The sequence below is a fragment of the Vibrio renipiscarius genome, assembly GCF_000827885.1.
GTDB classification, from domain to species: domain Bacteria; phylum Pseudomonadota; class Gammaproteobacteria; order Enterobacterales; family Vibrionaceae; genus Vibrio; species Vibrio renipiscarius.
Genome location: NZ_JTKH01000020.1, coordinates 1 through 14,341, shown reverse-complemented (window position 1 = coordinate 14,341; position 14,341 = coordinate 1). Strand labels below are relative to the sequence as shown.

Annotated in this window: 14 protein-coding genes and 1 pseudogene; 7 read left to right on the top strand and 8 right to left on the bottom strand. The window is 44.9% G+C overall.

The window, feature by feature from the left end; all coding sequences use genetic code 11:
- Window positions 1-11: 11 nt before the first annotated feature.
- Window positions 12-392, top strand: a complete 381-nt coding sequence (rplQ, locus tag OJ16_RS10625; protein ID WP_040990278.1) for a 50S ribosomal protein L17 — start codon at window positions 12-14, stop codon at window positions 390-392.
- 110 nt (window positions 393-502) lie between these two features.
- On the opposite strand, the gene OJ16_RS10620 is transcribed toward rplQ, so the two are convergent.
- Window positions 503-988, bottom strand: coding sequence for a DUF2780 domain-containing protein (locus OJ16_RS10620; RefSeq protein ID WP_040990276.1), 486 nt, complete (start codon window positions 986-988; stop codon window positions 503-505).
- A gap of 106 nt (window positions 989-1,094) precedes the next feature.
- Entirely contained in the window at window positions 1,095-1,715 is a 621-nt protein-coding gene (locus OJ16_RS10615; RefSeq protein WP_040990274.1) for an FKBP-type peptidyl-prolyl cis-trans isomerase, read from the bottom strand.
- Window positions 1,716-1,946: 231 nt separating this feature from the next.
- Between OJ16_RS10615 and OJ16_RS10610 the strand changes: the two genes are divergently transcribed.
- Window positions 1,947-2,516: a LysM-like peptidoglycan-binding domain-containing protein gene (locus OJ16_RS10610; protein ID WP_040990271.1), complete on the top strand. Its 570-nt coding sequence runs from the start codon at window positions 1,947-1,949 to the stop codon at window positions 2,514-2,516.
- A 52-nt stretch (window positions 2,517-2,568) separates the two neighbouring features.
- Here the strand turns inward: OJ16_RS10610 and OJ16_RS10605 are convergent, their stop codons facing one another.
- The 4 genes from OJ16_RS10605 to cpdB all read right to left on the bottom strand — a co-directional run bounded on the left by OJ16_RS10605 (window position 2,569) and on the right by cpdB (window position 6,674).
- Entirely contained in the window at window positions 2,569-3,426 is an 858-nt protein-coding gene (locus tag OJ16_RS10605; RefSeq protein WP_040990269.1) for a DMT family transporter, read from the bottom strand.
- Window positions 3,426-3,896 (bottom strand): GNAT family N-acetyltransferase, encoded by a 471-nt coding sequence (locus OJ16_RS10600; RefSeq protein WP_040990267.1) that lies wholly within the window; start codon window positions 3,894-3,896, stop codon window positions 3,426-3,428. Before OJ16_RS10600 ends, OJ16_RS10605 begins: the two co-directional genes overlap by 1 nt.
- Before the next feature lie 138 nt (window positions 3,897-4,034).
- Window positions 4,035-4,598, bottom strand: coding sequence for a Crp/Fnr family transcriptional regulator (locus OJ16_RS10595; protein ID WP_040990266.1), 564 nt, complete (start codon window positions 4,596-4,598; stop codon window positions 4,035-4,037).
- Window positions 4,599-4,712: 114 nt separating this feature from the next.
- Complete coding sequence (gene cpdB / locus OJ16_RS10590) at window positions 4,713-6,674, bottom strand: 2',3'-cyclic-nucleotide 2'-phosphodiesterase (RefSeq protein ID WP_040990264.1); 1,962 nt, start codon at window positions 6,672-6,674, stop codon at window positions 4,713-4,715.
- Between the two features lie 262 nt (window positions 6,675-6,936).
- Here cpdB and cobA point away from each other — a divergent pair, with 262 nt between their 5' ends.
- The 5 genes and pseudogenes from cobA (at window position 6,937) to cysC (ending at window position 12,668) form a co-directional block, all read left to right on the top strand.
- A complete protein-coding gene (gene cobA / locus OJ16_RS10585; RefSeq protein ID WP_040990262.1) occupies window positions 6,937-7,797 on the top strand; it encodes a uroporphyrinogen-III C-methyltransferase in 861 nt (286 codons plus the stop codon).
- A gap of 15 nt (window positions 7,798-7,812) precedes the next feature.
- Window positions 7,813-8,757, top strand: a pseudogene (gene cysD, locus OJ16_RS10580) (sulfate adenylyltransferase subunit CysD); the annotation flags it as partial.
- A 20-nt stretch (window positions 8,758-8,777) separates the two neighbouring features.
- Complete coding sequence (gene cysN, locus OJ16_RS10575; RefSeq protein WP_040990258.1) at window positions 8,778-10,205, top strand: sulfate adenylyltransferase subunit CysN; 1,428 nt, start codon at window positions 8,778-8,780, stop codon at window positions 10,203-10,205.
- Window positions 10,206-10,314: 109 nt separating this feature from the next.
- Window positions 10,315-12,039: an SLC13 family permease gene (locus OJ16_RS10570; RefSeq protein ID WP_040990636.1), complete on the top strand. Its 1,725-nt coding sequence runs from the start codon at window positions 10,315-10,317 to the stop codon at window positions 12,037-12,039.
- Window positions 12,040-12,050: 11 nt separating this feature from the next.
- A complete protein-coding gene (gene cysC, locus OJ16_RS10565) occupies window positions 12,051-12,668 on the top strand; it encodes an adenylyl-sulfate kinase (protein ID WP_040990256.1) in 618 nt (205 codons plus the stop codon).
- 157 nt (window positions 12,669-12,825) lie between these two features.
- On the opposite strand, the gene OJ16_RS10560 is transcribed toward cysC, so the two are convergent.
- Together OJ16_RS10560 and zur are read right to left on the bottom strand one after the other, a co-directional pair.
- Complete coding sequence (locus tag OJ16_RS10560; RefSeq protein ID WP_040990254.1) at window positions 12,826-13,287, bottom strand: chemotaxis protein CheX; 462 nt, start codon at window positions 13,285-13,287, stop codon at window positions 12,826-12,828.
- 20 nt (window positions 13,288-13,307) lie between these two features.
- Window positions 13,308-13,766: a zinc uptake transcriptional repressor Zur gene (gene zur, locus OJ16_RS10555; protein WP_173424994.1), complete on the bottom strand. Its 459-nt coding sequence runs from the start codon at window positions 13,764-13,766 to the stop codon at window positions 13,308-13,310.
- Between the last annotated feature and the right edge of the window lie 575 nt (window positions 13,767-14,341).

The following is a 14,341-nucleotide window of genomic DNA, read 5'->3' as shown; positions in this document are numbered from 1 at the left end:
AGGATTAGGTCATGCGCCATCGTAAGAGTGGTCGTCAACTCAACCGCAACAGCTCACATCGTAAAGCGATGTTCAGCAATATGGCTAGCTCTTTAGTACGTCATGAAGTTATCAAGACTACATTGCCTAAAGCAAAAGAGCTACGTCGCGTAGTTGAGCCTTTGATTACACTAGCTAAGACTGACAGTGTTGCTAACCGTCGTCTAGCATTTGCACGCACTCGTGATAACGAAGTAGTTGCAAAACTGTTTAACGAACTAGGTCCACGTTTTGCAGCTCGCCAAGGCGGCTACACACGTATCCTAAAAGCTGGCTTCCGTGCTGGTGATAAAGCTCCAATGGCTTACATTGAGCTTGTAGATCGCCCAGTTGCTGAAGCTGCTGCTGAGTAATCAGTAATCAGGTTCGAAAGAACAAAAAAGCCGAGCATTAGCTCGGCTTTTTTTATGTCTAAAAAATGATGTGCATATTTAGTGCTCTTCTCTTCTAAGACTCAGCGTCCTTATGGTTCCGCCTTCCACAAATTACCAAGCGAACCCAACAACCCCTCGCTTGCGCCATTATCACCTAAGTAATTTAGAACGACGGGGACGAATTGATTAATCATCGATGGATCCAGCCCTGCTTTTTCGAATACGCTTTTAACGGCATCCATATTTTCTACGTTGCCTAAAAGGCTCTGTGCATCGGGGATACTTGATGACCAAGGGATCAACGATTCCAACTCAGAGAGATCGCCAGAAGAGAGTTGGTTTTCAGCGAGAGAAAATAATGCGTTAGTTCCTGTTAAAGCTTGTTCTGGCGAGACATCAAGCTTTTGCGTCAATAAATCACTCATCGGTAATGAATGACCTGCAGCGTCATATTTTTCACTCACACTGCTTATCAGATCAGTCGCATCTTTGCTGGTCGCGCTATCTAAGAATGAACTGGCATTGACCGTTGTCGCGAAAAATACGATAGCGAAGGTTGCGGCACTTTTTTTCATTTCTATATCCCTTTGTATTGTTTGTCCTTATATTTTAGTTAAAAAAAAACGACGCTGTGCGCCGTTTTATAGATAACTAAGTTTGAACTAAATTGTTTTTACTTAATTACAGAATATCTAGAAGTTCTACTTCGAACACAAGAGCTGCGAACGGAGGAATTGCAGCGCCAGCGCCACGCTCACCGTATGCAAGATCTTGAGGGATGTATAGTTTCCACTTAGAACCAACAGGCATTAGTTGAAGAGCTTCAACCCAACCTTTGATTACGCCAGTTACTGGGAACTCAGCAGGTTGACCGCGAGATACAGAGCTGTCAAATACAGTACCGTCAGTTAGCTCGCCGTGGTAGTGAACGCGAACTTGCTTATCAGAAGTTGGGATTGCACCAGTACCTTCAGTGATGATTTCATACTGAAGACCAGATTCAAGAACGGTTACTTCTGAACGCAGAGCGTTGTCGCTTAGGAATGCTTCACCGTCAGCGGCTGCTAGTTTTGCCACTTCTTGACGCGCGCTTTCTGCACGAGTGTGAAGCTCTTGCAGTGCATTGTTGATTTCGTCGATTTCGATTGCTGGCATATCACCAGTCAGTGCAGTTGCAATACCTGCCGCGATAGCATCAACGTTAAGGCCTTCAATACCAGAACCCGCTAGTTGTTGGCCCATTTGTAGACCAATGCCGTAGCTTGCTTTTTGCTCTACAGTTTCAAATTTAACTTCAGACATGATGTTTCTCTTTCATCGCTATATAAAGTCCCAAAGGATACCAGTATTAGCGCTGTGAGGAAACGCCAGCTCAACCACTTTGTTGCCCTGCGATCACAGTGTGAGCTAGGTCTTAACTTTTGGTTCAAAGTAAGAGTTTTGACACGAGCATTACTTTCAAACTCGAAATTACCTATACTCATGAGCGTTAGATTTTTATACTTGATGCTCAGTTGTTTGGAGACAGGTTCAATGAATCGCCGTAAGAAAAAACCACAGCAAGTCGATTACCTTCAATTGGTAAAAGAGAAATTTGCCAAATTAGATTGGGCAAAGATAAAAGCTGACGCACTAAGCCAGTGGGCACGTTTGCCTAAGTTGCATCAGCGCGGCTTAATGGTGCTGATACCTTTGGTGTTGGTTCTTCTTTTAATTCCGTCGCCGACACCGTCATCGTCCTCTGATCCTCAAACATCGGATCCAGCGCAGCGAGTTGCGATTAATATCAACACGCAGAGCCTTAGCGAACAAGGTGAAGTGCATGTAGCACAGACGCAGGATGAGGAATGGAAAGATTACACGGTAAAAAATGGCGATACTTTAGCGCAAGTTTTCCGGGCAAATGGCTTGCCGATGACTGACCTTAACGCGTTAGTTAAAGTCGAAGGCAGTGATAAGCCGCTGAGCCGAATCAAAGCTGGCCAACTGGTGCGCTTTAAATTAGCGCAAGATGGTTCGCTTGATATCATTGAACTTGAAAAATCAGCCCAACTAGTGATGTTCTTTCGTGTCTCTGATGGTGGATTTACTCGCAGTAAATAGCCGAACAAGGTAAGTAGCGCGTAGAAGTAAATGGTTGCTTACCTTTGAACTATCATTTGTTTTTTCGCCGTTGAATGAGCTCTTTTAACGGCAAAAGCGGAATGATGATCAATAAAATACCCAATGCCGTCTTACTATCGGGTATTTCATTAAACCCCCACACGCCAATCAGCACCACAAAAACCAATCCCGAATATTCCGCTAAGGCAATTTGCCCTGCGGGCGCTGCCTTGTACGCTTTTACCGCGAGTCCGTTGTAGATCAATATTAATGCGGCACTTGTAGTGACTAATGCTAATTGCTGCCCAGAGATCGGCTGCCAAGTGAGATAGGCTAGCAATGCGGTTATCGGCAGTGAGATGAGCGAGGTCCAAAATAAGGTCGTAACAATCGTTTGTTGTGGCGGCAGTTTTCGGGCTAATAGATTAAACAACGCCAGAGTTATCGCGGTACCTAAAGCAAAATAACCGGCCCAGTGAAATTGGGATGGGCGCAGGACGATTAGGACACCAATAAACCCAATCATTGTTGATAGTGTTTTCCCCCATGGTGGTATCTCTTTTAACAGCAATACCGACAGTGGCAGCATTAATAGTGGCGCCGCGTAAAAGATCGCATTCGCAGTCGCTAATGGTAAGTGAGTGATCGCTATCATCATGCAGCCACTGCCTATGATGATAAGGAATGCACGTAAACTCGTAATCCCGCGAGCGGTCAATGCACGCTGTGCTTTGTTTTGTTGAAACCAAAATGGAAAAATAATGAGTACGGAAAGTAATTGGCGTAGAAAGACATACTGAAAAGTGGCGATGCCTCCTTCGAGCATTTTGACCGCGACATCCGACAATGATGCCGCCAGGTTACCCAGGACCAGTAAAGCAATGGCCGTTGTCGCGATCGACCAGTTCATTAATGAGCGTCTTGTGTCGTCATACTTTTTTTCATATCGACATGGGGAATACCATCTTCTAGGTACATTGCTGATGTTTGAACAAACCCATGTTGTTGATAGAAAGCCGTGAGGTGTTGCTGGGCCCCAATTTCAATCGATTGGTTTGGCCAAAGTTGATGACATTCCGCGATCGCTTGCTGCAACAATTGATGCCCTAAGCCACCGCCTCGCGCACTTTTTTTGGTTGCGACGCGGCCAATGCTGACACTAGGATAAGTGGTGCCTTTGGGTAATAATCGCGCACAAGCGATGATTTGCCCTTGTTGGTAGCCCAGTAGGTGCATCACGCCATTGAGCGTATCGTTATCATCCAATTCTGGATAGGGGCAAGTCTGTTCAACAACAAATACATCAACGCGTAGTTTCAGTAATTGATAAAGTTCGTGGTTAGTCAGTTGCTCAAAAGAGTGTCGTTTCCAAGTAATCATAAAAAATCGTCGAAATGTTTATCTTTGCTCACCATAGCAAGAGAGCAGATTGTCAGCATTAACATTTGTTAAGCTCTGCGTTCATTCGCCGAAATTTAATCGCGATTGCGTAAAGGCTGATGCCTTGGTTATATGCGGTTATCGGCTCACTCGATTTTTAATCCGACTGAGACTAACGGAAGAGATTCCAAGGTAAGCCGCAATTTGATAATCGGCGAGGCGTTGTTCAAGCTGAGGGAAATGCTGGCAGAATAATTGATACCGCTCTTCTGGGCTAAAAAGCAACATAAAGCGCTCTTTGTTCTCTTTGTATAGCAATTGTGCTTCAACCAATTTTAAATAGATCGGATGATGGGTTAATCGCCATTGCTGCAAGGTGTGAATAGGCAGACAAAGGATCAAACATGGCGTTAGGGTTTCAATTAAAAAAGGAGAACCTTGCTGTTTGATCAGGTTTTCGAAGCCAATGATCCAATCTTGTTCCCAGTAAAATTCTTTACTGAATTCTTTGCCTTGTTCGGTGAGATAACTGGCATGGCATAAGCCTTCCAGTACAAAATAGAACGTCTCCGTCGATGCCCCTTGTTCAACCAATATATGCCGTGTTGGCAGTTCTAATGGACTGGCAAGTGCCACCAATTGATGGATTTCGTCGTTAGAGAAATGGTGTTGGCTGAGGTAGTCAGTAAAACGCGAGTCCATGAAATGCTTCCTTTCTCATGATAGAGAATAAAGTGGGCAACAAAAAAAGCCGCTATACAATGATAGCGGCTTGATACTAACCTCTTGTCCTACAACAAGGTAGGCAATGAGCGATTATTTTTGTAGATCAATTTGGTAAATCGCAAAGCCCACTTCATCAGTCGCGACTTGCTTCATTGGGTATTGACCTTTGTCTTTAATAAACTGAGTTGCTTTTTCGCTTGGTGAAGTTTCAAAGCGAATATCAAGTGCTTTGTCTGCAGTGATAGGGGCAAATGTCCAGTTGTTATCAGCGCTTGGTGTTACTTCACCTTTCTCTTTGCTTACGCGAGAGATGTAAGCGGCAACCACAGAGCGGTTTTCATCTGGTGAATCAAACGCAATGTGATCGGTACCTGTACCGGCAAATTTGTTGCTGTATGCACGGTAGTTATTGGTCGCAACGATAAACTCTTGGTCTGGATTGATTGGTTTACCTTGGAATGTTAAGCCAACAATACGTTTAGCGTCAGCGTTAACCAGTTTACAGTCACCATCGTATTTTGCTGGTTGAGTGATATCCACTTGGTAGTTAACCCCATCCATCACATCAAAGTTGTAAGTACGGAAACCATCCCAGTTAATCAGAGATTGTGGCGCCGTTGTGTTGATGTCGATTTGATTAAATTGACCTGCAGAACACTCTAACCACTCTTGTACATCTTTACCGGTCATCTTCAACGCAACCAGTGTATTTGGGTATAGGTAAAGATCTGCAGCGTTGCGGAATGTTAGCTGACCTGATTCCACTTCAGTGAAGCCTGATGGGTCATCCTTACGGCCGCCCGCTTTAAATGGTGCAGCAGCAGAAAGTACCGGGATATCGGCTAGATCAGGGTCGCCTTGGATAAAGCGCTCTACGTAGTCTTGTTGAGCAAGGTTAACGATTTGTACGGTAGGATCATCTTGTACTAGCGATAGGAAGCTGTACATCACGTCATTTGCTTTACCAATCGGTTGGTTTACAAATTCACGCGTGCCTTTATGGTCTGCTTCTAGAGCGTTAACCATGCCTTCATCGGCTTTCGCAAGTGATTTTTTGTTGATGCCATCGTAGATAGGACGAGCTTCCGCTTTGCCTTCTACAACTTGCCACTTGCCATCTTTCTGCGCTAATTGCAGATCAATTACACCAACATGGCTGCCCCAACGGCCTGGCATCACAGATGCTACGCCATTAATTGTACCTTTTTCATTGTCAACGCCAGGGATGTTATCAAACCCTTTACCTGGGAATACCGCGTGTGAGTGACCAAAGGCAATCGCATCGATGCCTTCAACGTCTGCAAGGTAGTAAGTTGAGTTTTCAGCACCAGATTTGTGCGGGTCAGAAGCTACGCCTGAGTGCGGGATAGCGACAATAACATCAGCGCCTTCCGCTTTCATCTGTGGTACGAGCTCTTCAGCAGACTCTTTGATGTCTTTGGCGAAAACTTGGCCTTCTAGGTTTTTCTTATCCCAAATCATAATTTGTGGTGGTACAAAACCAATGTAACCCACTTTGATTTGATGTTCCGCACCGTCTACATCCGTAAAAGTATGCGTTTTGATGATGTATGGTTTGAAGTAGTGCTTGCCCGTTTTTTTATCAAATACGTTGGCACTCACGTAAGGGAAGTTAGCATCATTAATGGTTTCAGCTAAGAATTCTAAACCGTAGTTAAATTCATGGTTACCAATGTTCCCCACATCATAGTTCAACTGGTTCATTGCTTTGTAGACAGGATGAACTTCGCCAGCATCAATGCCTTTATCGGCCATGTAGTCGCCCATAGGGCTGCCTTGGATCAGGTCCCCGTTATCAACCAGTACGCTGTTTTCCACTTCTGCGCGAGCTTGCTTAACTAAAGTAGCAGTACGCGTAAGACCGATTTTTTCAGAGGCTGAGTCTTTGTAGTAATCGTAATCCATCACGTTAGTGTGAATATCAGTGGTTTCAATAATACGAAGTTTAATCGTATCTGCCATCGCCGGACCTGCTATGGTTAGCATTCCGCCGAGAACAGCAAGAGTTAGAGGTTTCACTGCTACTTTCATTTTTATTCGCTCCAAATAGCGTTATTTGCACTGCGGCTAATGTAACAAAATGATATGAAATTATATTTAAAATGCATTTCAAAGTGTGACATTGAGCGCCTGAATAATAGGGTTATGTCTATGTATACTCAGATTTATCCTGTCAGCAATCCCCCTTCAAATTTTCCCTTATCAGTTATTGGTATAAAAAATGAAATTTTAGAATTTCAGGTAATATGCCTAGAAGTCCATAATGCAGTTATTCACATGGAAGGATGGCAATATGGCGAGCAAGGAAAAAGTGTCTCAACTCCCCCTGAGTCACTTAAGAGCAACAACACATCATCGTCCAGCATTGACGGTCAGCAGCCAATTGCGTCATGGCGAAGTCGCTTTGGTGGGGGCTGGTCCTGGAGATGCCGAGCTACTCACGATCAAAGCATTGAGTTTTTTACAGCAAGCGGATGTCGTGCTTTACGATTATCTCGTCTCTGATGAAATTTTAGCGCTTATTCCAGACGACACTATTTTAGTTTGTGTCGGTAAGCGTGCTGGCCATCACAGTGTTCCGCAAGAAAAAACCAACCAATTACTTGTCGACTTTGCCAAGCAAGGCCATCGCGTTGTGCGCATTAAAGGTGGCGATCCATTTGTGTTTGGTCGTGGCGCGGAAGAGCTTGAAGTTCTGGCAGATGCCGGCATACGTTTCCAAGTTATTCCGGGCATTACCGCTGCCGCTGGTGCAACTGCCTATGCTGGTATCCCTCTAACTCACCGTGATCACGCGCAATCTGCCATGTTCATTACCGGCCATTTGAAAGCAGAAAGCGATGAAATGGATTGGTCAACATTAGCGCGTGGTAATCAGACGCTTGTGATTTATATGGGATTGATGAAATCCGATTACATCCAAGAGCAATTAATTCGTCATGGGCGCCAATCAAGTACGCCAATTGCGATCATCGAACGTGGCACTCAGGCATGCCAAAAAGTATTTAAAGGTCAGCTATCACAGCTTGCCGAATTGGCGCAAGACGCTCAAGCCCCGTCTTTGATCGTGGTGGGAGAGGTGGTTGCGCTATCAGAAAAATTACAGTGGTTTGATCAAGAAGATCAATCGCTGCAGCAACGTCAATACGCATAAAGTTTAAAGACTAGCCGAAACGCTCAGAAGAGCCGCAAAGGAAGCACCAACATGGACCAAGAACGTTTAACTCACCTTAAACAGTTAGAAGCCGAGAGTATTCACATTATTCGTGAAGTCGCGGCAGAGTTTGATAATCCGGTAATGATGTACTCAATCGGGAAAGACTCATCGGTAATGTTGCATTTGGCAAGGAAAGCCTTTTACCCAGGTAAAATTCCTTTTCCACTGCTGCACGTAGATACCGATTGGAAATTCAAAGAGATGATCGATTTTCGCGATAAAGCCGCGGAAAAGTATGGCTTTGAGCTTTTGGTACATAAGAACCCAGAAGGTATCGCGATGGGCTGTAGCCCATTCGAGCATGGTTCATCAAAGCATACCGACATCATGAAAACCCAAGGGCTAAAGCAAGCCCTGAATAAATATGGCTTTGATGCCGCTTTTGGTGGTGCACGCCGGGATGAGGAGAAGTCTCGTGCTAAAGAGCGTGTTTATTCGTTCCGCGATAAAAATCATACGTGGGATCCGAAAAACCAGCGCCCTGAATTGTGGAAGACCTACAACGGTCAAATCAATAAAGGTGAGAGTATCCGCGTCTTCCCGCTATCTAACTGGACCGAGCTGGATATCTGGCAGTACATCTACTTAGAGAACATCGACATTGTGCCGCTTTACCTAGCCGATAAGCGTCCAGTGGTTGAGCGCGATGGCATGTTGATCATGGTCGATGATGACCGAATGAAGATTGAACCGGGTGAAGTAGTAGAAGAAAAGAACGTTCGCTTCCGTACGCTTGGCTGTTACCCACTGACAGGAGCTGTTGAATCCGACGCGAACACGCTGACCGGTATTATTGAAGAGATGTTGGTGGCGACATCGAGTGAGCGCCAAGGGCGCGCGATCGACCACGATCAGTCAGGATCGATGGAGCTGAAAAAACGCCAAGGCTACTTCTAATTAGGATCTAAGGAAAGAACATGAACAGTGCAGTAGAAGCGCAATTAGCGGAGCTGGGTATTGAAGGATACCTAACCCAACACCAATACAAGTCATTACTTAGATTTCTAACGTGTGGCTCAGTCGATGATGGCAAGAGTACTTTGATCGGTCGCTTGCTGCATGACTCAAAGCAAATTTATGAAGATCAATTGGCCGCCGTTCACAATGATAGCCAACGTGTTGGGACCACGGGCGAGCGCCCAGACCTTGCGCTATTGGTTGATGGCTTACAAGCCGAGCGTGAACAAGGCATCACCATTGATGTCGCTTATCGTTATTTCTCTACCCAAAAACGTAAGTTCATCATTTCAGATACCCCGGGGCACGAGCAGTACACGCGTAATATGGCCACGGGCGCCTCTACCTGTGATGTTGCCGTGATCTTAATTGATGCACGCAAAGGGGTGTTGGGTCAAACTCGTCGTCATTCATTTATCGCTAACTTACTGGGTCTTAAGCATTTTGTGGTTGCGGTAAACAAAATGGATCTTGTCAATTACTCTCAAGATCGGTTTGAGACGATTCGCGATGAGTATTTGAAGTTCTCAGAAAACCTACGCGGTGAAACCAATATTCAGATCTTGCCACTCTCGGCGCTTGAAGGCGATAACGTGGTTGAACCAAGTTCAAAAATGAGCTGGTTTGATGGTCAGCCGTTGTTGGAAATCTTGGAAAATATCGACATCGATCAGGATAAGGACGGCGGGGATTTCCGTTTCCCAATCCAATACGTCAACCGACCAAATCTCGATTTCCGTGGCTTTGCTGGCACGATAGCCTCAGGCACGATCAATGTCGGTGATAGCGTTCAAGCTTTGCCATCAGGCAAAAGCTCGAAAGTGGCGCGAATTGTTACCTTCGATGGTGACTTACCTACCGCGTATGCCGGACAAGCCGTTACGCTAACGCTCGAAGATGAAATTGATATCAGCCGTGGTGATTTATTGGTATTGGACAACGCCCAAGTGGAATCAAGTAATCACTTGTTGGCGGACGTCGTATGGATGACAGAGCAAGCGCTGCAGCCGGGTCGCGAATACGATATTAAAATCGCCGGTAAGAAGACGGTAGGTTGTGTTGAATCGATTCGTCATCAATATGACATCAATAACCTTTCAACTCATAGCGCCGTCGAACTACCACTCAATGGTATTGGTTTATGTGAGTGGACACTCACTGAATCAGTAGCACTGGATAGCTATACCGATTGCCAAGATACCGGTGGTTTTGTCGTGATTGACCGCTTAACGAACGTGACGGTGGGGGCGGGTTTGGTACGAGAAAGCTTGAGCCAAGTGGAACTGCAAAGCGGAGATATTTCTGCTTTTGAATTAGAGTTCAACGCGTTAGTTCGCAAGCACTTCCCACATTGGGAAGCAAAAGATATCAGCCAATTACTTAAATAATCACCCAGTAGTGATGTATTAAGTCGTCGAAATCTGCACCGAGCAGGAAAGCGAAGTGCAGGTTTCGATGGCCGATAAAGACAATGGATTGGTGAAGTGGGGAAGCGGTATGTGGCAACAAGGATTTGTGTTAGCTATCTTACTGGGCATTGTCGTATGTCTGATCGTAACACGTGCCAAACCAAGCTTTATTTTTGCTGGCGCAGCGTTTATTGCTTTTATGGCTGGCTTAATTGAACTCAATGAAGTGGCAACTAACTTTACGAACTCCTCTTTACTTACACTAGTGCTACTGATCTTAGCCTCTAGTGCATTAGAGAAAACGTTATTGATAAGCTGGGTTAGCCGCAGTCTGTCGACGGGCAGATTAGCCTCGGTTGTCGCAAAAATGGGGATATCGACAGCATTACTGTCCTCGTTTACCAACAATACCGCAGTGGTCGTTTCTTTGATTGGAGCGATTAAGCGCAATCAACAACATGCACCATCAAAATTGCTTATCCCGCTCTCTTATGCGGCCATCTTAGGCGGTACGCTAACCTTGATCGGCACTTCGACTAACTTGATCATTAATAGTTTTGTCGAAGATGCGGGGCTGCCAAGTTTGGGCTTTTTTACCCCAACCTTGATCGGTTTGTCGGTCTTGTTTGGTGGCATGTTGATCTTGATCCCTCTGAGCTACTTATTACCCAATTACGACGATCAATCACAAGATGATTTGCCTTATTTTCTTGAAGCTCGAGTTGAGCCGGGATCCCCTTTAGTGGGGCGCAGTATCGCGAAAAATAATTTACGCGCTTTGCGCAAACTGTTTCTTGCTGAAGTGATCCGCAATGGAAAAACCATGCCATCGGTTGATCCTGAGTTTGTGCTAGAAGCGAGAGATAGACTGTTGTTTTGTGGTGATATTGAAAGTGTCGCCACACTCCAAGAGATTCAAGGTTTAACCTTATTTGGCCAGCACCACTTAAATGGGCAAAGTTTTATGGAGGTGGTGGTCAGTTCCTCGGCCAGTTTTTGTAATAAGACGCTCAAAACCAGTCATTTTCGTGATCGTTTTGATGCGGTCGTCGTCGCGATTCGCCGTGGTCATGAGCGGTTAGAAGGCGGCTTAGGTAATGTCACGCTGAACGCCGGTGATACCTTAGTATTGGTGCCAGGAAAACGTTTTGAAGCGGAGCGTCGTGCACACCGCAAAGAATTCGTCTTGATCAATGACCTTGATTCGAGCGCGCGTCTCGATTTCCAAAAATCGAGCTTCGTGCTACTGGGTTTTAGCTCGGTGATTGCATTGGCTTTGCTAGAGTGGGTGCCATTGATCAAAGGCTTGTTGGTTTATCTATTAGCCTGTTTGGTATTCGGCATCGTTCAGCTTGGGGAACTGCGTCGTCGCTTTCCCATTGATATTGTCGTGATTGTGGGTTCAGCGTTATCCATCGCACAACTGATGCTTTCATCGGGCTTGTCGGAGAAACTCGGGCAAGTCTTTATCGAAACCTTTAATGGTTGGGGAGTCTTTGGTGCGCTGGTGGCAACTTACTTACTTACGCTGATCTTAACCGAGCTCGTTACCAATAATGCCGCGGCTGCGCTGGCGTTTCCTATTGGCTATAGCATGGCACTCGGTTATGGCGTTGACCCAATGCCCTTTATTATGGCGGTGCTGTTTGGCGCGAGTGCGAGCTTTATCTCTCCCTATGGTTATCAAACCAATTTGCTGGTGTACAGCGTAGGAAATTACAAATTAACGGATTATGTACGAGTTGGGATCCCACTATCGATTGTTTATTCGGTCTTAGTACTGACTTTAATCCCACTCTTCTTCCCTTATTAAGGACGTAAATAATGACAACGGATACGGCAGTGAAAGATGAGAACATCGTTTGGCATCAACATAGTGTTGATAAAACCCAGCGTGCTAAATTAAAACAACAAAAACCCGTTCTATTGTGGTTTACCGGTTTATCGGGCGCAGGTAAGTCGACGATCGCGGGTGCGTTGGAAAATAAATTGGTTGAGCAGGGCTTTCATACCTATCTATTGGATGGGGATAACGTACGTCATGGTTTGTGCGGTGATTTAGGTTTTTCGGATCAAGATCGCCGTGAGAATATTCGCCGCATTGGAGAGTTAGCGAAGTTGATGGTGGATGCGGGATTGATCGTATTATCCGCTTTTATTTCACCGCATCGCGCAGAGCGCCAATTAGTGCGTGATTTATTTCCTGATGGAGAATTTTTGGAAGTGTTCGTCAATGCGTCTTTAGATGTTTGTGAGCAACGCGATCCCAAAGGGCTATATAAAAAAGCGCGAGCAGGCGAGATCGCTAACTTCACGGGTATTGATTCTGACTACGAAGCGCCATTAAAAGCGGAGATTGATTTGCCAGCAGGAGAGCAGCCAATTGAAGCGTTGGTCGAGCAGTGTATTGTCGTGCTTAAGCAGAAAAATGTGATTCAATAGCCGATTGAGAGGATAAATAGCTTTCGGTTACCCATGTACTAAAAGCCGCTTAACCTGCGTAGGGGTTGCCATGATCCAAAAGCTCTTTGAGCTGAACGAATCAATTGGAAAACAAAAAAGCTTCCAGAAGGAAGCTTTTTCATTGGTGGCCTGATGTTTATTCGAAACAAATTTCGATAAAAGCATTTCCCCACTGAGAGGTAAAAGGCATCAGAATGATCGCACCGTCGCACTTATGTCGAATGGTGTGGCCTTTACCTGATACGACAATGGGGGTTGCCATATCAAAATCAAAGCCGCTTTCGGCAAGAATACGCTTTGCACCACCAGTGACCATATTGGTAATTTCACCGACCATATCGGTTACTTCATCATTAAGACCATTTGGGCGTTCACCCAGCATGTTCTCCATGATTTCTAATGCTAAACTTTCATCAAAAGTAATCGACATTGAACCGCGAGTCTGCGGACCAACCATCCCGATTAGGCCTGATACATCACCACGTGCAATCTCGTCTTTCTTTACACGAGGCTTTTGCGGCTTCAGCTCTAGCGAAGCCATCGTTTTTAGGACGTTCATCAGTGAAGCCAAAAACGGGTTTACAAATTCAGCGCGCATAATACTCTTCTATACCATCATTATTCTTTGTTATCAGAAGAACATGACTGACAAATTCCATGAGATTCAATCACATGATTTGTAATGGTAAAGCCATGTTTTTCTGCGTTACTCGCCAGCAGGGCGACTAAATTATCATCTTGTAGCTCGATCACGTTACTACATTTGTCGCAAATAAGCAGATGCGAATAATGTTTATGTGCGTTACACGAGCAACATTGAATAAAACTGTTGGTTGACTCTACTCGATGGATAAAGCCTTGCTCTAATAAAAAGTCCAGGGCCCGATAAACCGTCGGTGGCTTTGCTTGTGGTTCAGTGGCCTTCAATTGCTCTAATAATTCATAAGCACTTGATGCTTTTGGACTGGCACAGATCAATTGAAAAACGGTTTTTCTTTGAGGTGTCAGTCGAACGCCTCTCGTGGCACAAATCTCTTCGATCTGTTTCACTAGCTCTAGATCCAAGTTCATCACCATAACCATTGGATTTTGTTAATATTATACCATTTAACAATCAATGGTGTTGTTTGTTCATTTTGTTATCGACAGCAATCTAGACTTTACATACCTACAGCGTCGAACTCTCTAACTTATCAATATTACGTGATAAACGATATACCTTAAGATAAATTGGCGCACAACTTTGGAAGTGATTACAATATTCGGCTTATTTTAATCGCAAAACCTACGCCAATAGACTGGAACTCAGATTTATGACTCACTCGTGCAAGTTCTCCATCGCTCCAATGCTTGATTGGACGAACGCGGACTTATTGTCATGTATTTGAAGGGGTTATAATTTTGAAGGGCCCAATTTGTGCCCAGCTTTTGCCGTATAGGTGCTTTTTGGGCCTAAACACTGCTAAAAGTTGTTCCGCTTAACTTGCCAAAAAAGCCTGACTAATGCAAACAGGCTAACGAATCCTCTTCCATAGTATAGACTCCTCACAACGGAGATTGGTGCTATGAGACAAATTAAATCCTCTTTGACTTTCCAGTTGCTGCTAGAGCAACACAACGGCCAAGTTCTTGTTCCGCTATCTGTCATTTGC